Raw genomic sequence first — 26,041 nt, forward strand, 5'->3', positions numbered from 1 at the left:
TATAACTATTTGTTATTTGATAGTGTCTTTGCATTTAATGATTTCACAGATAAAGAAATTCTTCAGCTATCAAATAATAACGAGAATCGTTGGAATAATGTAAAAATTGGTACAGAAAGTAAATTAAAACAAAATACCGATTGGTACGGAACCCCAACTCCAAAAAGCATAGAGGAGCTTAATGAACATCGTACCTATTTAGGAATGCCTTTAGTTAAAAAAATTCAACCTAAAATTAAAGACAAACTAGCCAAATATTTAGAGCATTTAGAAAATAATGTACTTCCCAAACCAAAAATGGCTTATAACGATAGAGGCTTAGGAGTGTTTTCATTTGACAGGGCTGCAAAGGGACTCTTCAAAAGTTTTCAGGTAAACATGCAAACTCCAGTAAATACTACTGTAAGTCAGCTAAACATTGAACTTCAAAATCATCAGATTCAAACTTCTGTTAAAAGTGCTTATGCCTATTTTGAAAATAAGTTAATGTCTTATCCTTCCATACAGCTTTATATTATGGCTGGTGCTAATGCAGGCGTTAAAGGTGATTCGCTTTTGTATGTCGGTTTAGCCTGCGCCGAACTGGTGGAGTTTTTAGAATTGCGAGGGGTGTCTGTAGAAGTAAACGTAATGCTGGGGACTTCTTTTGACAACCAAGTCAGCATGGCGAGTATTAGAGTAAAACGCTTTCAGGATAAGTTGGATAAAAATCAACTACTACTATTAAGCAGCGATCCCAGGTATTTTAGGTATCGTGGATTTAAAAGTTTAATAGCACTAAGTAATTATTTTGAACTTTCTATTCCTGCGGGTTTAGGTTCTATAACTACCAGTATGGGCGATACTTTTGTACAGGCTACCAATCCAAAAGGATTTGTTTTTGAGCAAAGTTACGCTATGGATGCAGCGGTAAAAGAGGTTTCAAATATCATCACTAACTATAAAAAACGATTAGTGGCAAATGGATAAAATAATACTTCAGCAAAGCGTCATTCACAAAATTATGAATCGTGGAATTATAATTAATAAAGAAAACGAAAAAACCTGTCGGGATTTTCAAATTATGATTTCAGAAAAATTTCGAAATACGCTTATTCTAAGGTGGACATGTATTGATATTTCTAATGCGGATAACCCTATTCAACGCTACCACTATGAATGTTTTAAAACCGATGGAACGCCGCAACTATGTTCTATATACTACACAAATCAAGAAGAAGCCAATGAATTTATATGGAGCTTACAACCCTTATATCATCAAAAATACGCCATTGACCATAAACTATAGAAAATGTACAAAACCAAAGCTATTACCAAAAAAGAATTGCAAGCAGTAAGCATTAAAAATCAAGAGGAGATTACAGAATTAACAGGTTGTAAACTAGACCTTTTTAATGCTTGGGGACTCATTAAATCTACTTCGAAAAATTTTACTGTAGCAGATTTAAAGGCACAGGAAGCAGATGCACTACTGTATGAAATTGTAAATCCTGGCAAAAAGAAAAAGACGAAACCGAATTCTAATAGCGAACTGATACGTCTTCAGGAAAAAGAACGTGCCAGAGCCTTAGAGCTACTAGAACTAGAATTATTAATCGCTGCATAAAAACAGAACCTATGACCATTAAACAATTACAAGCACTGGATATGAGTAAGGTGCAACCTGAACCTTTAAAAGTTGCAGTTACCGATATCCTAGGAGATTATGACAAGGCAAGTAGCAAAAGTGATTTTGAGGAAATAGCCAAAGAGAATATCGAGAAAGTATTTCTTTTAGTAGAGCGGCTTGCTCCTAAAGCGATCAAAGATAATACTGCACCAAAAGTAAAAAAGAAAGAAAAAAAAGAACTCAAAACCTCAAAGCCTAAGAAAGCATCGGTAAAAAAAGAGCTGGGTATGCTCAATGAAGACATTAAAAAGTGTCGGGTTAAAATCAGAAAGTTCAATGAAGAAAAACGAAAAAATGAACCTAAGAAACCCAAGGTGATGCGCCACACTAAAATCAAGAATCACTTCATATCTATAGCCAATTTAATCCCACCAGCACAAAAGGATAATGTGAAAATGCAAAAGGAAGCTGAAAAGATTCTTTTGCGTGCGCACCGCGGTATTATGAATACCTACGGAATCAATTTTGTTCGAGCTGAAGCAGGCGAGAAAGCCATCAAAGAAAAGTATGATAAAATGGAACAAAGAGCCACTAAATAACTTCAAGTAAACATGAATAAAAAAGTATTAATAATTACAGGAGCTGGACTCGCTATAGGTTTTGCTGAAGCACTTATTTACTATAATCTTGGTAAGAATTCAAAAAATGAAAAGTTTAAGCTTCAAATGCCTAAAGGCGCAGAACTTTTAAAAACAGCAGGAATTATTGTAGCTACCTCACTGGCTACCGCAGCACTTTCTAATATTTTAGAAAACGCTATAACAGATACTTCTGAACTTAAACCAGCAATTGCATAGACTATGAAAAAAATAGAACACCAAATATTTCTAAAGAATAATAAACTCGATAAAAAGCTATTGTTACAACCTATTCAGGAGAAGATCATCATCTTTGATAGAATGCATCAAATGTTGGATACCATTTCCGAATGTGAAAAGGGGGATTTATTAGAACAGCTTGAAACCCTCGATTTTGAAATTCTCGAAGATATTGATGAAGAGTATGCCGATAAATTGGAGTATAACGAAATTATTGAGGAATTGGAATCTCCTCCAATTCAGGAAAAGGAAAAAATACACTTACCAAAATCTAAAGACGAATCCATACTAAGCGAACTTGTCAAAATGGGGCGTGTTAAAGATATTGGACGCTCTACTTTTAAAGACTTGGGAATAAAAACACACTTAGGTTGGCAAACAATTATAGGAAAATATATTGTGACTAGGACTAGTGTTTTTAGGTATCGGTATAGTATTGAACAACTTTAAAAACATTTGACAGTAAGCTACTTGTCTTGCGATTAATGAACATCATTAAAAACACCATTTTATAATTTTAATGGTGTTTTTATAAAAAATAGAAACGGACTGTAAAAGAATTGAAAAACTTCTGAAAAGTAGTTTTCGGTAATTTGGCTATAAAATAATTTAGCGAGTTACTAATGAAGACAGCAGCATATAATTATACTGATTTGCAAGAACGAATTGATGTTCTTATCGGCACGTTCGGACTGAGTAAAACTATTGAAGTGATTACCAGTTTGACTAACAATACTGAACTTATAACAAAGGACAATGAAAAAATGAAACTACTTCTTGTTTTTTTAATCTCTCAAAGTATTCAAGTATTCGACCTTAAAGAAGCTAATTATTTTACTAGCACGGTTCAGGAATATCGTGAAGCCCGTATGTCATGCTATTATTTACTGAAAAAATACACGGGGAGTAGTTATGCTAAAATTGGGGAAGATTTTAAACAGTCTAAACGTGCGGTAATGTATAATTATAATAAGTGCGATGAAATTCTATCTATCCCACAATTCTACAAACAATTTATAGAAAAATTCAAAACCTTGGAAAACAATTTTATCAATTTCATAGCAAAATTGAACTAGCCTATGCAAGAAAACATCGCCCAAGAAGTTCAAAACGCGCTTACGACAAGTGCTGAAGAAATTCGTTTAGAGCAAATTCAAAATGAAGATAGTAGTCCACTTAACCAACCTGTTATAGAAAAAGATATTGGTGGCGAGTTACAGGTAAATGAAACAGAAAAACAGCAAAGCTGGAATGTTTGGAAACCTGGAATTGAGTCCAAAAGCACTCAACAATCAACAAATTCAACTACTACCTCTACAGATTTTAGAACTCAGGTTGAAGCCAGTGTGGAACAGGAACGTGCGCAGGAATCACTCGATGCACCTGAACAAGAAATTAATGATACTGCGCTAAGCGGTAATAGTGACGATAGTATTGGTAATGGCGATAATAATTTTGAAGTTCCCTTAGCTCAAGCCAATCAGGCTGCGGATGCACTTCTTGGAATGACAAACAATGTCCTTGCTGTTGGTGGAGGGTATTTCGTTAAGATTGGCAAGCATCAAGAATTCTATGAGTTCGATGAGATTATTCAGGTTATTGAGGAGCAGAATGAAAAGAATATTCAGCGTATTAAACTCGATAAAGAGGATCAAGCACTCTTACGACCATTATTAGCTCAGGTACTGCGAAAAAAGTCGAAGCAACTTACTCCAGAGCAACAGCTTTTGGGTGCTATTGTATCCATTCTAATGAAAAAAGTACAAGTGGTTTTGGAAGTTCGTGCAGAAAATAGCCTGTTAGAAACTCGCATATTGGATATCGTAAGAGAAGAAAGAGCAGATACTTTGAACCCTCAGTCATCAGAAGTAGCTTCAGAAGATGATAAAAAAGAGTACGGCACTTCAACTTTCGAGGAAGGAAATAAAGAAGAACAAACAGCTCAAGAGTTCGAAAAAAATAATAGTGATTTAGATTTGGAAAAACTAGATGATAATTTCTCTGTATTGGAAGTAGCTGAAGCACCTAAAATAAATTCCTAATGGCTGAGACAAAATCAAATCGAGGACGTAAACCTATTAAATACCAAAAGGAAGATTTAGACCGACAACCCATGATTATGTTGGTTTGTGGGGAAACAGGCGTTGGTAAAACCTACCGAAACAAATTAGAAATCAAGCATTATACGATGGATCATTTGGCGGTTGGTAAAAAGGGACGTAAAGTATTAGCTTTTGATACTAATGATGATGACTATCCACAATTTAGAACTGTAAGTCCGAACCATCTTAAAGCCTTAACTAAAGTCTCCTCCCGAAGAATTCGCCCTTTTAATCCCGACGGTTCTCCAATGGATAACGATCAGAAAAAGGAAGTGATTACTAAAATAATGAAGCATTATAAAAATGGACTCATAGTTTTAGACGATATAGATCATTACATGACAGGTGCTAAAGGGCAATCAATGATTGGTGCACTTTGTACGGTACGTCATAAAGGAATTGATGTGGTATTAACCCATCAATCAGTAGCCAAAATTACCACTTCTGAATGGCAAAACTGCACTTGGCTAAGGTTACATCATCAGGTAGATGATGTAACCCGTTACCGCGAGCGTATTCCAAAATATCAGATGGTGCGTATTGCTCAGTTAATTGTTGACGAGCAATATGAATTATGTTCCAATGCTTTTGCAATGGACAAGATTACCGAACAAGAATACAAGATTCAAAAAAGCTTTTTTGTGTATGTAAATATGCGAGAACAGCGTATTAAAGGTTGCAGTCGTGCTGCTTTTATAAGAGCTTGTAAAAAGTTTATTGACCAGGAAGAAAGTCGTAAACTAAAAATGCTTCTGAATGAACAAGACTTTGAAGGCAATCAAATTTATAAAACAAAAAATGATGCTATAATTAAAATGATTTCAGACAAACTTAGATACCATAAAAATGACTAAACAAAAACAAAATCTTGCTTTTCTTTGAGCACAAAATCCTTCACTATCTGAGTATCTATGTTCGGTTCTCTTTTAAAGGTTTCGAGGGTGATTAGAATTTTATTCCTCATAATGTGAATAAAATCTAAATCCTCAAAATAGATAATTTCTAAATTGAGTAGTATGGAAATAAATTTCTTACTATACTCTTCATTTGATATAAATTGAAAGTATTTCTGAAGTTCAATTTGTTCAAAACCGTATCTAGTTATAAGGGTATCTAATAAAAAATGGCTCGCTTGACTTTCCATTGATTAAATAAAATATTAGTTGTTCAATTTACTGTTTAATTTAACACATAAATTGAACAGTATACGAAAATAGGACATTTTTATTGTTCAGTTGTGCATTTTTTTACAAAGCTTTGAGTAATAATTAGACAATCTTTTTTAAACAAAAACATAACCTATCTTTTGTTTTTTCATTATTTGGGTTCCATAGTCCCAAACCGTACAGCGGAAAATCCATCTTACTATCCCACCTTCGCAGTCCATCAAGGTTTAGAGACCTTTTTACTATTCAACAATAAAAATAAAAAATAGCATGGCACAAGAAAATGACATTGCCTGGACTCCGATTCTCTACTGCGTAGGAGCGGGAGTTGCAGGACTTGCTTTAGGAACCTTTTTGGTCGCTCCAATGGTTCAAAAAATGAAAGCTAAGAAATTGGCAGAGCAGAAAAAGAAAGCCATTTCAAGCCCTAATAAAAAATAGTATTTAGAGATACTATTGGGTTTAAAATTTAGAGTAACGCCTTTCCAATAAGGCTTTAAAACGAAAAAACTAATGGATTATAATGATGAATTAATGCGTTATGAAGAAGCTGCCGAAGATCAGTATGATGACTACGATGGCTACGACGATGAGGATGAAGATGATTTTGATTCTGGCTTTGAAGGCGCAGAGGACGAGTATGATGATTACGAAGATGACTACGACGATTATGAGGATGAAGGTGAATATGATGATGATGCTTATGATGATTACACCCGAACATCTATAGGTAAAATTGATCCCAACGACAGAACCTTAACTGTGGTTGTCACCAACAAATCTGGAGATGCAGCCGAGGCAGTTATTTTTGGGGGTAACGCCGAAGCTGCTCAACCTACAGGTGTGGTTGTCGATATCGAAGAATCGAGCCATAAAGAAGTTCGGGAAGAGAGTAAAGCCAATCCGTTTAAGATTGCGGGAATGAAATACTCGGTAAGTAATCCTTTGCAATTTGATAATGTTTTACGTGTAGAGCGTAGAACAGCATCAGGTTCAAAAACTACCAGAGTGTACCAACCTAGGAATGCTACCTCTCCACAGAACTTTACCCAATCCCTTATCGATGATGACAACTTCGAGATGGATGTAACAGGGCAAGATTCTTTACGTGTGGTAGTTGAGGATGGCGTAACTGCGGTATTTACCTTTACAATTAAGGCAAGAGCAAATCTAGGGAACTTATTGAAAGGACAAAATGTAGCAGAGCTTTCAAGAGCGCCGCGAACTACAGGGCTTCCACAATTGGATTTAGCACGACGAAAACGTCCCACTGCTTTAGGCTTACGCCCAAAGCGAAGAAGACGAAGACGTGCTGCACCTCGAAGAATAGTCAGAAGACCAATCCGTAAACGAGTTTCCAGGCTCAGACGACGCAGAAGCTAACTAACAGCTTTTAATTATCTAATGATCACAGCCAAAGCGTAAGAAACTTTTTATGTTTTGCTTTGGCTGTTTTATTTTCAATAGGCTATGAAACAAGCATACCAATTGGCTCAAAATAAGATTGATTACATTGTTTTTCACAACCCTAAAAAGGTATCTGAATTACTATATAATCAAGGCTATGAACCGCCAAAAGACCCGATAGCACTTTCTGAAGCAATCAAAGAACTTTCCCGTAAAAAAGGAAGGACTTTTATTGAGGATTTAGTGCAATTACATCCTGATAAGCAAACGATTCTTTCCGTAAACCAATCTAAAGCAATCTCCAATTGCGGCGCTTGTAAAAATGATAGTTACAATACTGAAGGAAACTATTGTAAAAGCTGCGGGCATTCAAACTATATGGGTTCTGGAGATGAAGATAGTTTCTTAGGACAATTTGAAGATTATAAAGACAATGAGCTGGAAAAGTACTATCGAGATATAGTTCGCAAATCCAATGATGCCCCTGAGAATAAAAATTTAGCTCAGGAAGTTCAGATGATTTGGAACGAGATACGAAAGCGAAAAGAGAAACCATCCAAACCCGAACAATCGCCAAAAGAATACCAGCGAAAACTAATTTCAAGAGATGATCTCATTCTCATTGGAGTGGTCTTCTGTGCAGGCGCATTGGTGGGACACGGACTAAAATTTAATAGCAGCAATGGCAAATAAAATAACACAACTGAAATACAATCAGGTCATCGATAATATCGCTTATCTGATTATCCATTATCCAGAGGCTTTAAAAAAGTTACTCTTTGACTACGGAATTACTTTTAAAGGAACACCCGCATCCAATGATTTGAGTGAGGTGGTTATTGATAAACTTGAGAGTGGAGATCGCAATTTTCAAAATGCTTTAGAGCAATTGATTCTTCGCCTGAGTGCTAATGAAGAAGATCAGTTTCTAGGAGGATTGATTAAAGGAGCTGTAGGAATTGTTGGAGGCTTAATCAACCGAAAAAGAAATAAGCGCAGAGCAAGACGAGCAGCAGCGGCAGCGGCAAGAGAAGATCAGGCGTATGCCCGTTCACAAGCAGCAGCAGCTAAACGCGATTTGGAAATAAGAATGCAACGTATACGAGAAGAGAAACGCCGAAGAGAAGAAGCTGCCCGAAAGGAAAAAGCCAAAGAAGAGCGCAGACGAAAAGAAGCGGCTGCGGCTAGGCAAGTTGCCTCTAAAAAGCAAACCCAAATGATGCTTATGATTGGCGGAGGAATTGCCGTACTTGGTTTAGGAGCGGTAGTATTTATGAGAAACAGCAGACCCGCTATGCCCTATCCCCCAATGCGACCTCCAAATATGCCTATGATGTAGATTTAAAATTCAAATACGATTATGGACATACTAGCAAAAAGTAAAGAACAGGATTACACGGGGCCAGGGAAATTACAAACTGGCTTTTTGATGGGTTCTATAAAAAATATAGGCACTACCGAAGCAATAGTTAACGGAGTGCCGCTATCGCCTGGAGAAGCCAAAGGCTATCCTTTTGTAGGAAAAGGCTATGAAGCCATTGACTTTGATCCCAATCAAAGTACGCTTCGGGTATTAGAAATCAGTTAAAGAAAAAAAGAAAATGATTGCAGGAGAAACAGAAGCATTACTAAGAGATGAAGCAACTTACGATGATTTTCTTTTTGGTCTAGGCAGAAAGGGAAGACGAAGAAATAATGGCGCTATAACTGAGCGTATAGCCAATCGAAGGCGTCGTCGATCTGTTCGCAAGGCGCGAAGAATTCAGCGTAGAACCGCAAGACGTAACAATCCAGTAAGAGCAATAAGAAGAGAACGTCGTCGTCGAGTAATTACGGATTTGGGAACAATTTACAGAAATGCGGGGCGAGCGACAGGCATCGGTCAGCAAATTGATGCCTTAACTCCTCAATTAGCACCTGAATATTCAGGAAATACGGACACCTCACCATCAGACTATAAGATAGCTGTAGGTGCTGAAAAACAGCCTGAAAAATCATCAGGGATGCCCAAAGTAGCACTTGCCATTGGCGGAGTTGCTGTAGTTGGTCTTATTGGTGTGCTAGCAATGAAAAAGCGAACGTATTAATAGTAAGGCAAGCTTATGATTATTCCGATACCCTCGAACAAACAGCGTTTTGTGATTAAACTGGTGATTGAAGCATTACTGCCTTTTGAATTAGGGATTCGGGTATATGACCCCCGTTATGCCCATACGTTTTATTTTAAAAGAAAAGCGCGGTTTCAAAAAGCAAGAACACGCCGAGAGTTTTCCATAGCGCTTCCTGTTTCGCCTGAAGTATTGGAACTCGAGATATTTGATAAGCACGCTCCAGCCGACTATGCTTTTAAAGTCCACGATTTTAAGATTGAAAAAATGGAAGAGCAAAAGCTTTGGGCAACCGAAGAGCAGCATCGTTTTATGGAGTTTGCAATCAGTTTTTCTCAAAAAGCAGGGTATGTAAAGGCTGGCTTTTTTGACAGTCCGAACCACGAATTCTTATTTCAATACCTAAGCAAAATTACCGATGCCTTTGGCAATGAGCTTATCACTCCTGCACGAACGCATCGCAAAATGCCTCGTGTACAGATTTCACAATCCTTATTTCAAGGCTATACCATTCCAATTAGAGTAGCGATACTCGCTCACGAAGGTTGCCATTGGTTTTTAAACACCCGTAGTCAAAAAACGGCAGATTTGTGTGGTATCAAGAACTACTTGGATTACGGATTTCCAACGATTGAAGCAGTCTATGCCGTTACGAAAGTATTTGGGAAACACCCTGAACTCGTTGGAGCAGCGCAAGTACAGCGCACCAAAGATGTCATTGAATTTATAGAAAACTATCGATCAAATGCCTAGTAAACTAAACCTTAGTCTTGCTGCCTTTACAGGAATAACGCTTGGAACGCTTTTAGTGATGAAAGCTAAAAAAGCACTCCATCGTGTGGTTGCTAATCCTATTGATAATAGTGAAGATAGCTATGTTTCTACAAGCTGGTCGGCAGCCGAAAAAAGTACACCAGCATATAAGAAACAACTTAACAAATGGGGAACAAAGCAGGGGTTAATCGAAGTTCGTGATGATTCGGCTGCTTCCTTTAAAAAGAAACGTCAACAACGCCTAAAGCAATTAAGCGTAATCCAAAAACAAGGAAGGAAATTAAGTAATGCCCATAGTCTTAATCGAAAAGAGAATAGTGTTAGCTCGGAAACAAACACTCATGCAGAACTACTTCAGAATTCTGAGGTTACTCAGGTTATTCTAACCAATAACACCGATACGGTTCAAAAAGCTAGTTTATGGGGAGCGAATGCAGGGAACACGGATAATTTATCAGAGCCGATAGTTGTTGGAGAAGAAGAATTTACTGCAACAGTCGGTATCCATCCACAAAATGCGATTTACAATCCTGTTAATGGATTGTTTTATGTAGTCAATCAATTATCGGATTCGGTAAGTGTATTGAATGATTTAGGAGTGCTTATTCGGAGTATTGATTTAGGAACAGGGGTTGTCGGTGCTATTTCTCCGGTGGATTTAACGGTAAATACCAATTTTTCAAGTGCTTCTTATGGAACTATTTATGTGATTGGCTCGGTAGCTAACCAGCTTTATGAAATTGATTTAAAATTTAAAGTTATTGCGAGTTACCCAACTGGCAAACGTCCTATAGCCATTGCGTTTAATGAAAGTAATGCAGCAGTTTATATCGCTAACTTGGTATCCAATGAGGTAACCGTATTCGATACGAATACAAAAATGCTTACTGTAATCCAAAATTTGGATTCGCCTAAATCTATCGGTATTCATAATGCTTCAGGGAATATCTATGTATTCAACAGCGATACGCAAACTATTTCTGTTTTTGACTCCGATAATAAATTGTTAGTTCAGGATATTGAAGTGGGGACTTCCAATGGAAAGTTTGGGTATCATCCCGTAAGTAACACCCTTTATTTCTCTATTACGGATAGCAATCAGATTGTAGCTTTTGACAATAAAATATTCTCGATAAAACAAACAATTGAAGTTGGCAATGCTCCTTTTACCATGGCGTACCATACGATTACTAAGCAGCTTTATGTGGCTAATCGAACCGACCAAACTTATTCGTTAATTGATGCTAGTGGAAGTGTAAGCGATACCATAGTCTTAACTTCTTTTGACACAGGTTTGGCGATAAGCACTAAAAATGATATTGTCTTGAGTACTGCTATAAGCTCAGGTGCGATAAACATCAAAAAAATAATACGTACTCCAGCCATTAGTTTTAATGAAGAATATAACGAATACCGAGAAGATTTTCAGCACAACCCAGCCGTATTACAACACTTGAGAGTCATTAATTCTGGAGCAGAAAAACTCAATGCCTTACAACTCATCGAAAAATCAGTTACAGGAAAAGAAATTTGTACTACCCATTATTTTAGGAATTATGATAGTCCGCAAAACTTTGCCAACGTATCGGAACTCTATGATGTAAAAGAGGCTGTGATCGATGGTCGAAATAGTTGGTGCTTGAACGTACCCCCAAAACAAACTATTACCCTACTCTTATACCATAAGCAATTTGAGGTCTATGATCTGCTTCCCGAAACTTCAAGGAAAGTAGTAGGCGTAGAAATGAGTAAAGGAATCCCTAAACATTGGAATTAAAAACTATGAATACGATATCCATTGCCTTAAGCCAATACGGAGTTACAGAAACCCTTGGCGAAAATCATAATCAAATTATCGTCAATTACTTCCAAGAAATTGGAAAAGAACGAATAACCAATGACGAAACCGCTTGGTGTTCTGCCTTTGCTAATTGGGTAGCACTACAATCAGGTAAAGAAAAAAGCGGTGAACTCACTGCCCGCTCCTGGTTAAAAGTAGGGAGTGAAACTCAAAAACCCAGTCTTGGCGATATTGTTGTTTTTTGGCGAGAAAGCAAACAAAGCTGGAAAGGTCATGTTGGCTTTTTTATCGGCTATTCTCAAGATAAAAGATACATCTACTGCCTTGGTGGCAATCAAAACAATCAAGTAAATATTAAAGCCTATCCAAGCTACCGATTACTTGGATTTAGAAAACTTAACACTCTTTAAATATTATGAAACCCATCGACTATTTAATTATTCAAAGTACAGGTACAGGCGAACAGCAAAACCTAGATAAATCACACGTCATTGATAAACATACCAGCCCTGTTCGTAATGGCGGCTTAGGCTTTTCAAGACCTGGTATTGACTATTTGGTACTACAAGACGGTACGCTACAAACCATTATTTCTGAAGAAAATCCCACTACTGTGGATTTATGGGATATTTCTAAGGGCAAAGACGGTATTACTGGCATTGCCAAACATATTGCCTATGTGGGTGGTAGAACCCTTAAAGAAGCTTGGAGTAAGGATTCGCGTACCGAGGAACAAAAAGCCACTTTAGAAGCCATCATTAAGTTTTATATACTTCGGTTTCCAAACTTAGTTGTATTGGGGTTTGATGAAATTGAAGGTAAAGAAGCTTCGGAAAATCCGGGTTTTGAAACGGCAAAATGGTTAGAAGAAATAGGCATTCCAAAGCAACATATTTTTAAGAATTACAAATAAATGAAAACGATTCTCACATTAGGAGTAGGTTTTTGGTTGGGGCGGCAACTCTATATCAATTATGATAAGCAAGAAGCGCTTCAGCGAGAAGCTAAAATTAAAAAGCGATTGACTTCTTTTTTAGAAACTAACGGCTTTTCCAAAGCAGAATTAAAAAAATATTCCAATAAGATTATCGGATAAGCATGGCCATACCTGTAACAGCATATAACAAAACATTTCTCATTCCTGAGTCCAACGACCCGTGCGAGATTTGGGTGGGGTACTTCTCGAAATTAAAATCAGAAGTAGGAAGTGAGAATGCTAAAATGTTATGGCTCATTACCTGGAAAGCTAAAGGGGCAACCTCTTGTTTAACCAATCCCAGTTTTAATAATTGGCTCATTAAAAACAAGATTGATGTGACGAATATGGCTACGCGAACCCTTTCAGATTTATCTGAGATTGGTGGTAATTTTTTAGGGATGGGGAAAGACATCACTAAAATCTTATCCATTGGCATACCTGTGGTTCTAGGTTCGGTGCTTATTGGATTGATTATCATTTTTAGAAATACCACAAAAAATGCAACCCTAACCGATTTAGCCATAGGCACTCCTGCAGGGAGCGCTGTAAAACTATTAAAGCGATGAAATTAGCAACCACTTATAAAATCTCAGGAATTAGTCTGGCTGTTTTATTTACAGGAGTTACCGCTTTTAGTGTACGCCAACGTATTCGGGATCATAAGACAGGAATCTTGCTCAATACCATTCAATCTAAAATAAACAAAGGAACAAAGCTTTTAGATGCAGAGAATGCCTTTGATATCAAATATTTGGATAAGGTGTTGGAACAAGTGTCTGCTAAAGTTTTGATACTTCAAAAAAAAGTGGCAGCGAGATATGCGAAACAAATTTACAGCGCTTGGGGCAGTTGGTATGAAGGCGGCGATAATGAAGCTCAGGTGTACGGCATTTTTAGAAAACTTCAGGATAAAGTGCAAGTAGCGCAAGTGTCTAAAGAGTATCAGGAATTGTATGCCACCAATCTCATTGATACACTCAAAGAGCGCTTTTCAAATGCAGAAATTAAAGAAGTGCTGCGCATTGTAGCACAATTACCTAATTATAGAACAATAAAAACATAATGGATATTTCAAAAACAACTTGGTGGATGATTGGTGGAGCTGGAGTAGCTGCGTTAGGCATTGGTGCTTTTTGGATAATTAGTATTCGATTAAAAAAGCAAAAAAAGGCTTCGAATGACCCAACTTTAATATTGGGTAAAGGAAAGCAAATTGATTTAAGTGCCAGAGCGGGTACAAGAAAAGTACCTAACTGGAACAATGCTTTTGATATGAATTATACTGCACAAGTAAAACAATGGTTGCAGCCTAAATCTATTTTAGAATTAGATGAAGCTACCGCTAAAAAGTACGCTAAGCAAATTAAAAATGCTAAAGGTACTTTTAATGATGATGAGGAAATTATTGCGCTTATCTTTTATAAACGCTTAAGAGATAAAACCAATGTATCGAGTATTTCCAAAGCATTTTGGTCGCTATATAAAATGGATATGTGGCAGTACCTGAATAGCTTTTTATCCAAAAGCGAAGTCCATAGATACTTGACCCAACCTATAAAACAACTTCCTAACTATACCATAGCCTAATGAAAAAAAACATTTCAAAACCAAAACCAAATTTTTTTACCGAGCATAAAGACTTACTTATTGCTGGTGGTACTATTGTTGTGCTTGCTGGTGCCGGATTTACCTGGTACTATTTACAAAAGAAAAAGCAACCTAATTCGCAAAGAGATATAGCAACCATTACAGAGACTCCAAAATCAGCTATTCATTCTATAAAGAATGTTCCTTCGGCAGTTACACGTAAATCAGGATATCCTCTGCAATACGGAAGTCGCCATACAGATGTAAAAATTTTACAACGCTACCTGAAATTTTATAAGGAGTATTTGGGAACTACAGGCGCAAAGGGTGATGGCGTTGATGGCATTTTTGGACCAAAAACGGCTAGAGCGGCAAAAAAGCGATTGGGTAAATCGGTGTTTACTCAACAAGATATTGAGGGAATGAAAAGGGCACTTAAAACAATGGGCAAGTAAGATGAATAGAAAACAAACCATACAAACAGGACTAATCGCCGGACTTATAATTGGTGTTGGATTATTGCAATACCGATTATATAAAATGGGGAAAAGTAAAAATAATGATTTTGCCTCTGATCAAACCTTTGCGAATTTGGAGATCGCACCGACAACAACATCAACAACAAAGGCTTCTGAAAAGAAGGCTACTCCAAAACCAGTAGCAAACCCGATTAAGAAAGTGACCACTCCTGATTTATCAAAAGCTCCGAAGCAAAAAAAGGAACCCTTATTCCCTTTAAAACTCGGAAGTAAAGGAAATGAAGTTACCCAAATTCAAATGTATTTACTGAAAAATCACGGTTGGGAAAAAGTAACAATGGGAACTTTTGATGCAGCTACTCAAAAGCGAGTACAACAGTTTTTAAAGGTAAAAGAAGTACCTCAATCGCTCTACAAGAAATTGATTAAAAAACCAGTACAACTGCAATGAAAAAAAAACATAGTCTAAATAATATTATTGATTCTTTGATTGATGATGATGGCATTAAAACGGAAGTGACCCTTACGGTTACCGATACCACATTATTTAAAATTATTGCAGCGCTTTTGGCTTCTGGAGTATGCGTAATGCTCGTCAATCATTTATTGAAAAATCAATTTCCTAACAGCCAATTACACCGTATTTCAAACGAAGTTTCACTAATTCAAAAACAACTCGAAAAATGATTCAGATTCTACAGCAAATAATGCAGTATATAAATAACCTTGATTGGAGCTACATCATCACTTTTATGTTGTTAGCCCACATGATTAACTACACCAAAGTAGTCGATTGGCTTTTTAAAGTAACTAGATTAAAAATTCAGACACGCTACCGAGTACTTCTCATTGGTTTAGTCTATGCGATGTTTTTATTGTATTTACGTGGTTATTCCACAGATAAGATTGAACCCTTATTACAATCCTTTGTTTTTGCAATGGTGTTTCATAAGCTCATTATCGAAAAAATACTACAACAAATTTTAGGACAAAAACAAACGCGTTTATGAAAAATTGGAAAGGAACAGTAGTGACTTTAGCGCTCTTTGGGATCATTGTTTTTCTGATTATGAATCGATTGCATTCAAATGATTCCATGACTACTAAAGAAATGGTTCGTACAGAGCAATTAAAGGATAGTTTACAGGATCAGACTCAAGTGCTAGATAACCAAATTGAAGTCATCGAAATAGTAGCAGATAGTCTGGAACAGGATATTGCTGATCACCATCAAAAAATTATCAAATTAAAAGAAACACAGCATGAAAAAGCAACTCGTATTTATAATGCTTCTGATGTGGAGCTCTTGGAGTTTTTCTCAAGGTTTAAAACCAAAGATTCAATCCATTAATGGTAAACCTCATTTTTGTTTTTCTATGAAACAGTCTAAACTCATCGCTACTTATTTAGAGCAAAAAGTAGCCAATGATTCGCTTATTGAGATGCTGCATCAAAAAAATGCAACCCTAGAAAATTTAGTAAAAGCCAAAAATGAAATCATTCTTAAATCATCAGCTAAGGCTTATAACCTGAGAGCGATTACCATCAGTCAAGAAACACAAATTGAGGTACTTCGACTAGAGTTAAAAAAGGAAAAACGTAAACTTCGAAAGCAACGTTTTTTTACCAAAACAGGGACGATTATCGCAGTAGTACTAGGAATTTTAATTGTAACATAATATGAGTGTTTTTGGCTATCAAAGTGATGTAGTACAAGTTAGTAACAGTGCAGTGGATGATAGGGAGGTTTCAGAATTAGAAATTCGTCCAGAGGATATCAATCCAATTATTGAGCATACTCCAAATAGAAATGAGTATGTAAAAACTAAAGATAATATTATTCTGTGTAAAGATATTCGTTTGAAGCGTGTTGGTGGTCTGGGGACTATCAATGAGATTGTGCTAGTCTTTCCTGTACCGCTTATAAGAACGAATGCTGATTATGTGGGCGAAGTGTTTTCTAATGAGGGAAATTATTACAGGTATCGTATGAATAGTGATGGGCATATTAGAATAAGCGGAAATATCACTTCACTAAACGAAGAAATCATTTTTAATATGATGCCTTATGTGGCAGCGTCTCCTGTGCGATATATCGCAACAGATTTTGGAAGAATGATTACCCCTTAAAATAAATTGATGAAAACAGATATTATAAAAATTATACTGATTGTTTTTGGAGCGAGTGGCTTTTGGAAATTCTTTGAATTGCTCGTGCAACACGGCATGCAAAAACGCTTAAAGAAAGCGGAAATTCGAAACCTGGACATTCAGGCGAATAATCTAGTAGTTGAGAATTGGGTGCAATGGTCAGAAAAGATGGAAAAACGAATTCTTCAGTTAGAAAATAAAAATACGGCGATGAATAAAACCATTACCAAACAACGCGAACGTATCAATGAATTGCAACGCTATGTAGATCAGCTTGAAGAAGAAATTAAAGGCTATAAAAATTCGAGAGATGAACATTGATAAAGGGAGTAAGACACTAAATTATGTATTTGGCATATTTATACTGCTCAGTGCCGTAAGGGTAAGTGCGGATTTATATTCAAGATATAAGAAAAGTAAGCAACCTAAAGATTGTGGCTGTAAAAAAGCATAAGATGAACCTTAAAAGCAATACCCATATTTACGTTGGAGCAAGTACACTTGTACTTGTATTGGGTAGTGCTTTTTTTGTATATCGATTACTGGTAAAAAAGAAGCAAAAACAGCTTGTTGTTAAACCGATAAACACGGCTGTTTTTGATAGTCCCGATGTCCGAGGTTCAGGAAAGTGTATTGACCCGCTTTTGGTTTACAGGTTACAATTACTTGCTCAAAAATCAGGTTATCCTATTTTTAGTTGGATCAGTTCTGGAGTACGTACTCCCTATTGGAATCGAAAAGTGGGTGGTGTTCGAAACTCCTCCCATGAAATTCCTAATTGTAAGGCAGTAGATATTAAAGCCCTCAACAAAACTATCCGAAACCGTTTGGTATTTATAGCCCGTGAAGTAGGTTTTAAAAGAATTGGTGTTGGAAAAACCTTTGTGCATTTAGATATCGACACTAATAAATCTCAAAATGTGGCTTGGGGATATCCTTCAGGGAGTCGCCCTGAAATTAATCCATTTGTATAAGTATGTATAGAGATCAAAAGACACCTTATCCTAGAGGTAATTCAGCCACGATTCTAAATTATTTAGAAGAGCTTATTCTAATCAATGCTAAAGAACAGGGGCAATTTCCGATGGCTGAAGAAGCTGGTGGGTATCAAGATTTAGAAGTTTCAGGTATGGAAGTGGTACAACTCACGGTTCCTGAGTTTGCTGTTTCAGCGCTTCTGATTGTAGAAGCGGATGTCACAGCCAAAATTCTACATAGAGTAATTCGTTTTAAAGAAAACGGTGCTTTACCAACTGAAAACTCAGGCTTTGGATTGGGAGATAATGATGCTTATACCATTATTGGGAAACAAAATTTAGATCAGTTTAGATGTATTGGTATTGAAGCTGACAAGAAACACTTTCTTAGAATTCAATATTATAAAACGGCTCAACAACAAGAAATACGATAGGTTTATGAGAAGTTTTAATTGCAATATTATTAGAGGGGGATGTTATGAAAAAGCTAGTTCAGGAGGTAATAGTAATACAGACTCTTATGGTGATGGTATTTTCCCTAAGCCATTTGTCTCAGGAGTAACTGTCGCTTCAAAAGATGAAAGCAACGATTTGTTTCTGGTCACCATTAATGGATTTAACTTTGATGAAAATTCGATAGTTAAGTTTAGTGTCGATTCCATTATTATAATTGAAAAGAGTTTTGTAAATCCGATGCAAATTGTGGTTTGTATTGAAGTTCCAATAAACGGTGTTTTTGATGTCATTGTTTGTAATAACGATTTAAGTTCTGGAGATACTGGAGCTGGTACTGTTGTGATTGAGCAACAAACGGTTAAATGGATTGATTTCTGTAAAATTCCTTTAAGTGAAATTGAATATGAAGCTACTGATGGTGTGGAACTTTTTAGGGATTTAGAACGTGGAATTTGGGCGGGAGGAACTTCTAATGATTTCTTTGGTCGAGGAGTGAAATTCTCAGCCTACTCTTGGAATCGTGCTGATGAGCGTGAATTTAGTTTTGTGTTTACTGCTAGAGGGACAAATCCCTCTTTTCTGTTCGGAATTGGCACGCCTGAAATTGATGTCAATAATTTAGGCAGTCAAGCATTATTTGCTCCAGAGATTCATCTATTTTATGATAATGGCAGATTCAATCGCTTTCTCGGAGGTGGTGGAGTTCGTAATTGGGCGCAGGATGTTCAGGCTAATTTGCGTTTTGAAAAGAATATTTTTTATAAGGTGACTTTTGAAAAGTCTGGAAAAGTAGATTCTAAAGTGTTAATTCATTCTGTTGAGAAAGGGAATTATGATGCAAATATTGAAAAGCTTGGAGAATATGTTATTCAAGGAAATCCCGCTAACAATCCTATTTTGATTCCATATTGGAATGCAGTTAGCACTCCTGATGTTTTTATTACGGCTCTCAGCGTTCCATAATCTTATAAATAATGTCATTAATAAATAGTAATAATTCTTAGTGGAAACAGCGTGTTAGCAAGTATATATTATGATAATTTAAAAGCATCATAAGTTTCATTAAATGCTAAGTATTTGACTCTAAGTAATTTTAACTTTTGTAAATCAGAAAAATTATATATTTGCACCCGTGATTATTCAATTTTTGTTCAATAGAATAGTTCTTTTTTAGAGGTTCATACCCTCTCCATTTATCGGTTACTATTTTTGCTGTTGTGCTTATATGTTCTTCAAATATGGGTGTCTATGATTTAGATGAATAGTCATCGATAGATTTTACATACACTCGTTTTACTTGATGTTTTTTACTTAACTCTACAGCAATGACAGCCTTTTTCTTTTTAGAATTATAGCTTCGTCCTTGTTTGCCTTCTTCTTTACCGCCCACCGTAAATTCATCAATATGAACCAATTCAGATAAAGGATATTTTTGACTACTCTCCATTGCAAACTATCTTCTGAACTAAAAAACAAATCTATTTTATTTGAAAGGTTTTCTTTAGATTCTTCATTTTCTGAGGCTCTATTGTTTTTTATAAAGTTATGATCAATAAATTGAATTTTTACACTTTCGATAATTTTTTTATTAATTTGATCAACGTCTTTAGAAGTTTCTAGGTCAATATGCTAATGAGGAAGCTATAAAGAAACACCTTCAAAGTCAAGGAAAATATGAGTATAAAAAGTTGCATCGAAATCAACTAAGATTATTTTGATACCCCAACGGTTCTGTCTTGGGGTAGTTCATTAATAGCTCCCTTTAAAATTCAAAATGGACTAGTTTTATTATAAATATTTCATCGCTAGGAAAATCATTTTTTTCCCTAAAACCAATATTACATTTGTATCGACTATCAATCTTCAGTTCTTTAATTATGTATTTATTATTTTCAATTATAGTCCTGCAATTTTTAACTTCAAACGATTTTAATGGAATATATAATCCTTTACCATTCGCTTTAACAGCAGCTTCTTTTTGGGTCCAATAATTAAAAAATGTTTCAAATTTTAAACTGTTTTCAGTCATGATTTTACTCCATTCGTAATCAGTCATGTGACTTTTGAAGTGTTCTATCTCTATATCCTTAATGATTTCAATATCGATTCCAATATCATATTCTCTTGAGATAGCACATACAACTATACTTCCTGAATGAGATATATTAAACTGAACTTTTTTTGATTTAAAATAAGGCTTAAAATTAGATGTAAGATCAATTTCATTATCGTTATAAACGTAATCGAAATTCTTTTCCAATCCTTCTTTCAAAAGTAACCTCCCCATCAATGATAGCTGAGCATCCTCCCATTTTTTATATTTTTTAATTTTTTTCCGAAATGCTTCGGAAAAAAATGGTAAAAAATTTAACAATCTTTGATGTAAATGTTTAGAAATATAAGAATAATACACTATAATCATATTCGCTATAATTTCTCTCTATATGACATTTAATATTACAAAATCTAATTGACCCTGCTTTTTTCACTTTCATTACTCTGTTCTTTAGACGCCTTTTTTACCTTTTCTCCAGATTTAAAATTATATGATAAAGCGACTTTAAAAATTCGAGTATCAATTTTTTGAACAAATTTACTTTGAAGAGAGTTAAAATTCACGATAACATCGTCTTTATAAGTATTAAAAATATCTTGTAGTTCCATATTTAAATTCAATCTATTCTTAAAAAAAGATTTTTCAACTCCTAACGATGCCATAAAATAATTACTTGTCTCATATAAACCATCAATAAAAGGTGATAGATATAATGCTGAAAGCTGTAGATTGCAATTTTTTGAAAGCAAAAATTCATGTGTAGTATCAAAACTAAAACTTATTTTATTTATATCAAGTTTACTGCCTTCAAAATTGTCTTGGTAATACCTATCATAAATACCTGAAATATTATTAGATATGTTCCACCAGTTGACTATTTTATTTTGGAATATCCCAGTTACTGAAAAATTCTGCCTTTTTTGGATGTTAACATTTTGAAGTATAACATTAAAATTTTCGGAATTTTGAAAAGGCATTTGAGTGATTTTATCTAATGAATGAGAATAATTAAATTCTATATTCCCCTTACCTTTATTGAAGGTATAGCTTAATAAAAAATTATGGATATCCTCAGGAATTAATGAAGGGTTTCCTTCCCTAGAAATATAATCACTTAAAAAAAATACAAAAGGGCTTAATTCATTATACAACGGACGCTGTATACGCCTATTATATCCAATATTAATGGTGTTATTCGATTCAAAAACAAACCCTAGATTTAAACTTGGGAATAATCTTGTGTAATCATTTATTGGAACTAAATCAGAATCAGAAAAGCTAAAAAGAGGGTTGGTATGTTCCAACCTTAAGCCTATTTGATAATTAATTTGTTTATACTTTCTATTATAGTCCTTATGTCCAGAATAATTTGTGTACAAAGAAAATATATTCTCTTTATAATTAAAATTACTTTTTTCGATATTGGAATCTAAGGAAGAACTGAATGTCCTACCACTATCATTTTCTGTTCTACTATATTTTGTGCCTAATTCTAATAAATAATTTTCTTTTATAGGAATAGAATAATCTAGTTTTGCGGAAAAGATATTAACATCAAAAGGAATACTAAAATCAATTATTTCCTCCTTTATAATGTTATCAGGAGTATCAAATAAACTCAAAAAAGTTTGAGCGTTAACATCAAAATCCTTATCATACGATGAGTAGTCTGTAGAAAAATAAAGTGAGTTTCCGTTGTTTGAAACATAATCCCAAAATAATCCATATGAATCACTTTTTAGTCTTTCTAAATTAATAGAATTTGTTACAGATAAAGAATCAGGGAAAAACAAAGTTTCAGGTGTAATCGGTTTTACATGAGTAGAAGAAATAACTGGATTATCTGTTTTATTATTAAACCCGTTAAAAATTAAGCCAATCACATTACTATCATTGACTTGGTATTTAATAGTACTATGAATATTCTTATTCCGATATTCATTTTCTTGTAGAATGGCTGCATCTGTTTCTAAAGCATTTTCTCTGTACAAAAAAATATTACTTACATCCATTAAACGTGAAGTTTTACTGATGCCCATGCCTACGCCTATATACCATTTATTACTTTTCAATCTGAAATTCAAGTTACCAATTAAGTTTATTTGATTTCTGAAATGTGTTGATAGTGATATATCACTATCAAATCCATTGCTTTTTCTATCCTTGATTTTAATATCTATTGTTCCTGCAGCTCCTGAAGCTTCATTTTTTGCTGAGGGTAAAGTATTCACAACAATATTTTTAACAGATGTTACATTAATACTTTTTAAAACGGCATTTAATGCATCCTTGTCTAAAATTTGCTCTTGGCCGTTAATCATTAAAGTAACTCCCTTTTTACCGTTTAGAATAAGTTCTCCTTCACGATTTATCCATAAGCCAGCTATATGAGACAATGCATCGAAAGCCGTTCCGTTTTTGGAAAAAATATTACTGCCGGGGTCAAAAGATTTTTCAGTACCATTAATATTAATTTGATTTTTTTCTGCTACAACTAAAACTTCATCTAACTGTTCAATCTCATTTAATATAAATGTTCCAATATCTAGAGTTTGATTAGTAGAAAACTCTTTACTTATAGATTCAAAACCATAAGATGCAATATTAAGTTTATATTTGTTTGCCTTATTGTCATTAACAATCTTTATACTAAACCTTCCTGACTCATTTGTCATAGTACGACTTATATGTAGTGAATCGGGTAGTGATAGTAAGTCTACAGTTGAATATTCAATTGGATTATTACCCTTGTCTATTACATTTCCATAAATTTCAATTTTCTGAGAAAAAATATTAATTGAAAAAATAATAGAAAAACTTACGAAAAAAACTAGCTTCATATATTTACTTTTTATTTACTTTTTATTTACTTTTTATTTACTTTTTTGTTCAACCCACTGTTCTCTACTAATACTATAGACTTCCACATCAAAGCCCATCACATTTTGATTTTTAATATATGACTGCCCAAGTTTTTTTGATAATTTTATTGAAGAGTAATTTTTTGGGGATATTAAACTTAATACCTCTTTCTTTCCTAAATTTTTAAAAGCATAGTCCATCGCTATAGTAGCTGCTTCATATGCATAACCTCTTCCCCAAAATTTACTAGAAAGGGTCCAACCTATCTCAAATCCTGGATAGTCTTCGGGATATAAATATCCTACTCGCCCAATCAATTTCTTTGATTTTTTCTCTTCAACCGCCCAGTGACCGTAACCTCTTAATTGCCAATGCCCTACTAAAAAAGCCATATGTCGCCAAGCTTCGAGTCTTGAAAAAGTTTTTCCTCCCAAATACTGCATTACTTTTGGGTCTTGACATATTGCTGCATATTCTTCTATGTCACTTGGTTTCCATTGCCTTAACAATAATCTTTCCGTTTCTAATTCTATCATAATTTTAGTATTTTTTTCATTTTGGCCAGCATCTTTTTTTATCAAAAACAGGTAAAAACAAATCCTGAAGAAAAACAGCTTCACCGAAATATTTTTTTAAATTAAGATGTACACCACAATTAATTAGTGTTTTTAATGCTTTAATATATGGATTATCCTCAGGGTCAAATTGATAAAGCTCAAGATTACTATAACCATAAATTCCTGCTGAAATGCTTGAAATGTCTTCCTTTTTGGTTAAAACTGTATAATTTTTTTCAGACGGCAAGGATAATAAATATTTTAAAAACCTTTTTTCATCGAATGCTTTTTTTTTGCTTAATTTTTCGGCTGTTATTAAATCTTCAGGTTGTATTTCGCCCGAGAGAAGTTTTGTTACATATCTACCAAAACTACCTCCTATAAATTTGAATTTTGAACAACTCATTACGGTTATTAACTTAAATGAAAAGTATTGTGCAACTATGGCTTTTTGATTGTCAGTAATTGAATGGTTTTTATCAACCACTGAGTTATAATCTTTAAAATAAGTGCTTCCCTCAATAAATTCAAGGCTGTGTCTCAAGTCGTAAATTTCAGTGATAAGAAACATCAAAACTACATCATAACGCTTATCAAAAGTTTCTTGCTGTTTCATTTGTCTCACAAGTTCTTTGTGAGTTTTAAATGCATATAATTCACTATATCCAGCATTAGATGACAATCTATTAAGCGAGTAGCTTAAACTATGTAGACAAACATCGTTATTATTTACAACATACTGTAATATATATCTTTTTACCGCAGCTACCTTCTGTTTATCTTTACCAGTAATCGTAAACAGATACATCATTTCTGATTTTGTCTTTACCTCTGGCATACTGTAGTTTTCTATAATAATATGAGCATTGGTTCCTGTCATACCAAATGAACTTAACCCTGCAAGAAGTCTATCGCCTTCCCATGTTTTGTTTTCTCTTGTAATACTAATTTTATTATTCTTCTCTTCAGAAAAATTAGAATAAGCCGATTGGTAGTTGTACTGACCAAGTAATTGCCTACTCTGAAGTGCATATATAGTTCGAAGTAACCCCAGTAATCCGGAAAGTACTCCCAAATGACCAAACTGAGCTTTAGCAGAACTTATACTAAGGTTTTTATAACATGAATGATTATTTCTAATTTTAGCTATACCTTCCAGTTCAATAGTATCTCCAACAATTGTTCCTGTACCCTGTCCTTCTATAAATTCAATATCTCCAGGAGAAATGGATGCATTTTCGCAAGCTAATTTTATTACTTCTGCTTGAGAGTCTGCTTTAGGTACAGATATGTTTTTAGCAGCCATTTCTCCACGATTAAGAGCCCCTCCTTTAATTATGGCGTAAATAGGATCATTGTCCTCAACAGCACGGTCAAAGGGCTTAACCAAAATACCTATGACTCCTTCTCCAAAAACAGTACCATCAGCATTTTTATCATAAGGAGCACAGTTAAAGGTTTTAGAATAGATAGGATGTTCTTCCACAGTCTTTTTCAACACAAAATCTATAACTTCACCACCTATAAAAGCAGCATCACAATCGTTGTTCCTTAAACTCTGACATGCATAATATAATGCAGACAATGATGATGAACACGCTGTATCAATAGACATAACAGGTCCTTTCCATTTAAAAAAACTAGCAATTCTGGTACCTGCCATTGGCAGGTAAGAAGATTCCGAAGAGTTTCTATTAATTTTACGAAATAAGGAATGATATTCTGATTCCTGCTGTACCACAAAAGTTGCCACCCGTTTATTTTCCATATCTTTATTGCTATAACCTGCATTCATAACTGTTTTTACAGCAGCTTCAAGTAATAATCGGTTTCCCGGATACATTTTTTCGCCTTCATCCTTATCCAAAGCAAAAAATTCATAATCAAATAAATCTATCTGTTTTAGATAAGAGCCTTTCGCAATATCCTGATGATCAAAATTTTTAGATATATCGAAAAATCTATTTTTAGGGAATTCAATACATGTAGTTTTATCTTTCTCTAAAAAAGAAAAGAATTCCGGTAAGGTTTCTATTCCTCCTATATTAACAGAAGCACCAATAATGGCAACATCATTATTCATTTTTAAAAA

General features: G+C 34.8%; 38 protein-coding genes and 1 pseudogene. 34 read left to right on the top strand and 5 right to left on the bottom strand.

The features are described 5' to 3' along the window. Nucleotides 1–9 precede the first annotated feature (9 nt). The 34 genes from GMC_RS0101415 to GMC_RS0101590 all read left to right on the top strand — a co-directional run bounded on the left by GMC_RS0101415 (nucleotide 10) and on the right by GMC_RS0101590 (nucleotide 19,437). Entirely contained in the window at nucleotides 10–969 is a 960-nt protein-coding gene (locus GMC_RS0101415) for a DUF7192 family protein (RefSeq protein ID WP_010520453.1), read from the top strand. Continuing rightward, nucleotides 962–1,288, top strand: a complete 327-nt coding sequence (locus tag GMC_RS0101420; protein WP_010520454.1) for a hypothetical protein — start codon at nucleotides 962–964, stop codon at nucleotides 1,286–1,288. The genes GMC_RS0101415 and GMC_RS0101420 overlap by 8 nt, the downstream gene beginning before the upstream one ends. A 3-nt stretch (nucleotides 1,289–1,291) precedes the next feature. Beyond that, the gene (locus GMC_RS0101425) at nucleotides 1,292–1,606 is read left to right on the top strand and encodes a hypothetical protein (protein ID WP_010520455.1); all 315 of its coding nucleotides are present in this window, start codon (nucleotides 1,292–1,294) and stop codon (nucleotides 1,604–1,606) included. 11 nt (nucleotides 1,607–1,617) lie between these two features. Next, entirely contained in the window at nucleotides 1,618–2,208 is a 591-nt protein-coding gene (locus GMC_RS0101430) for a hypothetical protein (RefSeq protein ID WP_010520456.1), read from the top strand. 12 nt (nucleotides 2,209–2,220) lie between these two features. After that, complete coding sequence (locus tag GMC_RS0101435) at nucleotides 2,221–2,466, top strand: hypothetical protein (RefSeq protein WP_010520457.1); 246 nt, start codon at nucleotides 2,221–2,223, stop codon at nucleotides 2,464–2,466. 3 nt (nucleotides 2,467–2,469) lie between these two features. Next, entirely contained in the window at nucleotides 2,470–2,937 is a 468-nt protein-coding gene (locus GMC_RS0101440) for a hypothetical protein (RefSeq protein WP_010520458.1), read from the top strand. Between the two features lie 173 nt (nucleotides 2,938–3,110). Beyond that, complete coding sequence (locus tag GMC_RS0101445) at nucleotides 3,111–3,563, top strand: hypothetical protein (RefSeq protein WP_010520459.1); 453 nt, start codon at nucleotides 3,111–3,113, stop codon at nucleotides 3,561–3,563. Between the two features lie 3 nt (nucleotides 3,564–3,566). Beyond that, nucleotides 3,567–4,529 (top strand): hypothetical protein, encoded by a 963-nt coding sequence (locus GMC_RS0101450; protein WP_010520460.1) that lies wholly within the window; start codon nucleotides 3,567–3,569, stop codon nucleotides 4,527–4,529. Then, nucleotides 4,529–5,443, top strand: coding sequence for a zonular occludens toxin domain-containing protein (locus tag GMC_RS0101455; RefSeq protein ID WP_010520461.1), 915 nt, complete (start codon nucleotides 4,529–4,531; stop codon nucleotides 5,441–5,443). Before GMC_RS0101450 ends, GMC_RS0101455 begins: the two co-directional genes overlap by 1 nt. A gap of 582 nt (nucleotides 5,444–6,025) precedes the next feature. Continuing rightward, the gene (locus GMC_RS21785) at nucleotides 6,026–6,196 is read left to right on the top strand and encodes a hypothetical protein (protein ID WP_193361468.1); all 171 of its coding nucleotides are present in this window, start codon (nucleotides 6,026–6,028) and stop codon (nucleotides 6,194–6,196) included. A 72-nt stretch (nucleotides 6,197–6,268) separates the two neighbouring features. After that, nucleotides 6,269–7,138, top strand: a complete 870-nt coding sequence (locus GMC_RS0101470; protein ID WP_010520463.1) for a hypothetical protein — start codon at nucleotides 6,269–6,271, stop codon at nucleotides 7,136–7,138. Between the two features lie 87 nt (nucleotides 7,139–7,225). Beyond that, nucleotides 7,226–7,855: a hypothetical protein gene (locus tag GMC_RS0101475; protein ID WP_010520464.1), complete on the top strand. Its 630-nt coding sequence runs from the start codon at nucleotides 7,226–7,228 to the stop codon at nucleotides 7,853–7,855. After that, on the top strand, nucleotides 7,845–8,501 hold the full coding sequence (locus GMC_RS0101480) for a hypothetical protein (RefSeq protein ID WP_010520465.1): 657 nt from the start codon (nucleotides 7,845–7,847) through the stop codon (nucleotides 8,499–8,501). The genes GMC_RS0101475 and GMC_RS0101480 overlap by 11 nt, the downstream gene beginning before the upstream one ends. A 21-nt stretch (nucleotides 8,502–8,522) precedes the next feature. After that, entirely contained in the window at nucleotides 8,523–8,750 is a 228-nt protein-coding gene (locus GMC_RS0101485; RefSeq protein ID WP_010520466.1) for a hypothetical protein, read from the top strand. Between the two features lie 13 nt (nucleotides 8,751–8,763). Beyond that, a complete protein-coding gene (locus GMC_RS0101490; protein WP_010520467.1) occupies nucleotides 8,764–9,249 on the top strand; it encodes a hypothetical protein in 486 nt (161 codons plus the stop codon). A 51-nt stretch (nucleotides 9,250–9,300) separates the two neighbouring features. Next, complete coding sequence (locus GMC_RS0101495; RefSeq protein WP_010520468.1) at nucleotides 9,301–10,023, top strand: hypothetical protein; 723 nt, start codon at nucleotides 9,301–9,303, stop codon at nucleotides 10,021–10,023. After that, nucleotides 10,016–11,821 (top strand): YncE family protein, encoded by a 1,806-nt coding sequence (locus GMC_RS0101500; protein WP_010520469.1) that lies wholly within the window; start codon nucleotides 10,016–10,018, stop codon nucleotides 11,819–11,821. The genes GMC_RS0101495 and GMC_RS0101500 overlap by 8 nt, the downstream gene beginning before the upstream one ends. A 5-nt stretch (nucleotides 11,822–11,826) precedes the next feature. After that, entirely contained in the window at nucleotides 11,827–12,255 is a 429-nt protein-coding gene (locus GMC_RS0101505) for a TIGR02594 family protein (RefSeq protein ID WP_010520470.1), read from the top strand. Nucleotides 12,256–12,260: 5 nt separating this feature from the next. Next, a complete protein-coding gene (locus tag GMC_RS0101510) occupies nucleotides 12,261–12,758 on the top strand; it encodes a hypothetical protein (protein WP_010520471.1) in 498 nt (165 codons plus the stop codon). Then, nucleotides 12,759–12,941: a hypothetical protein gene (locus GMC_RS0101515; RefSeq protein WP_010520472.1), complete on the top strand. Its 183-nt coding sequence runs from the start codon at nucleotides 12,759–12,761 to the stop codon at nucleotides 12,939–12,941. It begins immediately after the preceding gene. 2 nt (nucleotides 12,942–12,943) lie between these two features. Next, a complete protein-coding gene (locus tag GMC_RS0101520; protein WP_010520473.1) occupies nucleotides 12,944–13,390 on the top strand; it encodes a hypothetical protein in 447 nt (148 codons plus the stop codon). After that, nucleotides 13,387–13,887, top strand: coding sequence for a hypothetical protein (locus tag GMC_RS0101525; protein WP_010520474.1), 501 nt, complete (start codon nucleotides 13,387–13,389; stop codon nucleotides 13,885–13,887). Before GMC_RS0101520 ends, GMC_RS0101525 begins: the two co-directional genes overlap by 4 nt. Then, nucleotides 13,887–14,411, top strand: a complete 525-nt coding sequence (locus GMC_RS0101530) for a hypothetical protein (protein ID WP_010520475.1) — start codon at nucleotides 13,887–13,889, stop codon at nucleotides 14,409–14,411. Before GMC_RS0101525 ends, GMC_RS0101530 begins: the two co-directional genes overlap by 1 nt. After that, nucleotides 14,411–14,866 carry a peptidoglycan-binding domain-containing protein gene (locus tag GMC_RS0101535; protein WP_010520476.1) on the top strand — a complete coding sequence of 152 codons (456 nt, stop codon included), beginning with the start codon at nucleotides 14,411–14,413 and terminating at the stop codon, nucleotides 14,864–14,866. The genes GMC_RS0101530 and GMC_RS0101535 overlap by 1 nt, the downstream gene beginning before the upstream one ends. 1 nt (nucleotide 14,867) lies before the next feature. Continuing rightward, nucleotides 14,868–15,341, top strand: coding sequence for a hypothetical protein (locus tag GMC_RS0101540; protein WP_010520477.1), 474 nt, complete (start codon nucleotides 14,868–14,870; stop codon nucleotides 15,339–15,341). Continuing rightward, nucleotides 15,338–15,577, top strand: coding sequence for a hypothetical protein (locus GMC_RS0101545; protein ID WP_010520478.1), 240 nt, complete (start codon nucleotides 15,338–15,340; stop codon nucleotides 15,575–15,577). The genes GMC_RS0101540 and GMC_RS0101545 overlap by 4 nt, the downstream gene beginning before the upstream one ends. Continuing rightward, nucleotides 15,574–15,900 carry a hypothetical protein gene (locus GMC_RS0101550; RefSeq protein ID WP_010520479.1) on the top strand — a complete coding sequence of 109 codons (327 nt, stop codon included), beginning with the start codon at nucleotides 15,574–15,576 and terminating at the stop codon, nucleotides 15,898–15,900. Before GMC_RS0101545 ends, GMC_RS0101550 begins: the two co-directional genes overlap by 4 nt. After that, nucleotides 15,897–16,241: a hypothetical protein gene (locus GMC_RS0101555; RefSeq protein WP_010520480.1), complete on the top strand. Its 345-nt coding sequence runs from the start codon at nucleotides 15,897–15,899 to the stop codon at nucleotides 16,239–16,241. Before GMC_RS0101550 ends, GMC_RS0101555 begins: the two co-directional genes overlap by 4 nt. A 25-nt stretch (nucleotides 16,242–16,266) precedes the next feature. Next, nucleotides 16,267–16,569, top strand: coding sequence for a hypothetical protein (locus GMC_RS0101560; RefSeq protein WP_010520481.1), 303 nt, complete (start codon nucleotides 16,267–16,269; stop codon nucleotides 16,567–16,569). A gap of 1 nt (nucleotide 16,570) precedes the next feature. Next, nucleotides 16,571–17,020 carry a hypothetical protein gene (locus tag GMC_RS0101565; protein ID WP_010520482.1) on the top strand — a complete coding sequence of 150 codons (450 nt, stop codon included), beginning with the start codon at nucleotides 16,571–16,573 and terminating at the stop codon, nucleotides 17,018–17,020. Nucleotides 17,021–17,029: 9 nt separating this feature from the next. After that, nucleotides 17,030–17,362, top strand: a complete 333-nt coding sequence (locus tag GMC_RS0101570; RefSeq protein WP_010520483.1) for a hypothetical protein — start codon at nucleotides 17,030–17,032, stop codon at nucleotides 17,360–17,362. 134 nt (nucleotides 17,363–17,496) lie between these two features. Next, nucleotides 17,497–18,015 (top strand): D-Ala-D-Ala carboxypeptidase family metallohydrolase, encoded by a 519-nt coding sequence (locus GMC_RS0101580; RefSeq protein WP_010520484.1) that lies wholly within the window; start codon nucleotides 17,497–17,499, stop codon nucleotides 18,013–18,015. Between the two features lie 2 nt (nucleotides 18,016–18,017). Beyond that, nucleotides 18,018–18,452 carry a hypothetical protein gene (locus tag GMC_RS0101585; protein WP_010520485.1) on the top strand — a complete coding sequence of 145 codons (435 nt, stop codon included), beginning with the start codon at nucleotides 18,018–18,020 and terminating at the stop codon, nucleotides 18,450–18,452. A 4-nt stretch (nucleotides 18,453–18,456) separates the two neighbouring features. Then, nucleotides 18,457–19,437, top strand: a complete 981-nt coding sequence (locus GMC_RS0101590) for a hypothetical protein (protein WP_010520486.1) — start codon at nucleotides 18,457–18,459, stop codon at nucleotides 19,435–19,437. Nucleotides 19,438–19,603: 166 nt separating this feature from the next. Here GMC_RS0101590 and GMC_RS21015 read toward each other — a convergent pair. The 5 genes and pseudogenes from GMC_RS21015 to GMC_RS0101615 all read right to left on the bottom strand — a co-directional run. After that, a pseudogene (locus GMC_RS21015) lies at nucleotides 19,604–19,924 on the bottom strand (IS1595 family transposase); the annotation flags it as partial. 312 nt (nucleotides 19,925–20,236) lie between these two features. Next, nucleotides 20,237–20,848, bottom strand: coding sequence for a 4'-phosphopantetheinyl transferase family protein (locus GMC_RS0101600; protein WP_238527894.1), 612 nt, complete (start codon nucleotides 20,846–20,848; stop codon nucleotides 20,237–20,239). Between the two features lie 92 nt (nucleotides 20,849–20,940). Continuing rightward, nucleotides 20,941–23,370 (bottom strand): outer membrane beta-barrel family protein, encoded by a 2,430-nt coding sequence (locus GMC_RS0101605; RefSeq protein ID WP_010520489.1) that lies wholly within the window; start codon nucleotides 23,368–23,370, stop codon nucleotides 20,941–20,943. Nucleotides 23,371–23,403: 33 nt separating this feature from the next. Further along, nucleotides 23,404–23,928 (bottom strand): GNAT family N-acetyltransferase, encoded by a 525-nt coding sequence (locus GMC_RS0101610; protein ID WP_040472294.1) that lies wholly within the window; start codon nucleotides 23,926–23,928, stop codon nucleotides 23,404–23,406. 16 nt (nucleotides 23,929–23,944) lie between these two features. Continuing rightward, nucleotides 23,945–26,032 (bottom strand): polyketide synthase, encoded by a 2,088-nt coding sequence (locus GMC_RS0101615; RefSeq protein WP_010520491.1) that lies wholly within the window; start codon nucleotides 26,030–26,032, stop codon nucleotides 23,945–23,947. Nucleotides 26,033–26,041 lie beyond the last annotated feature (9 nt).

The organism is Aquimarina agarivorans (genome assembly GCF_000218485.1).
GTDB classification, from domain to species: Bacteria; Bacteroidota; Bacteroidia; order Flavobacteriales; family Flavobacteriaceae; genus Aquimarina; species Aquimarina agarivorans.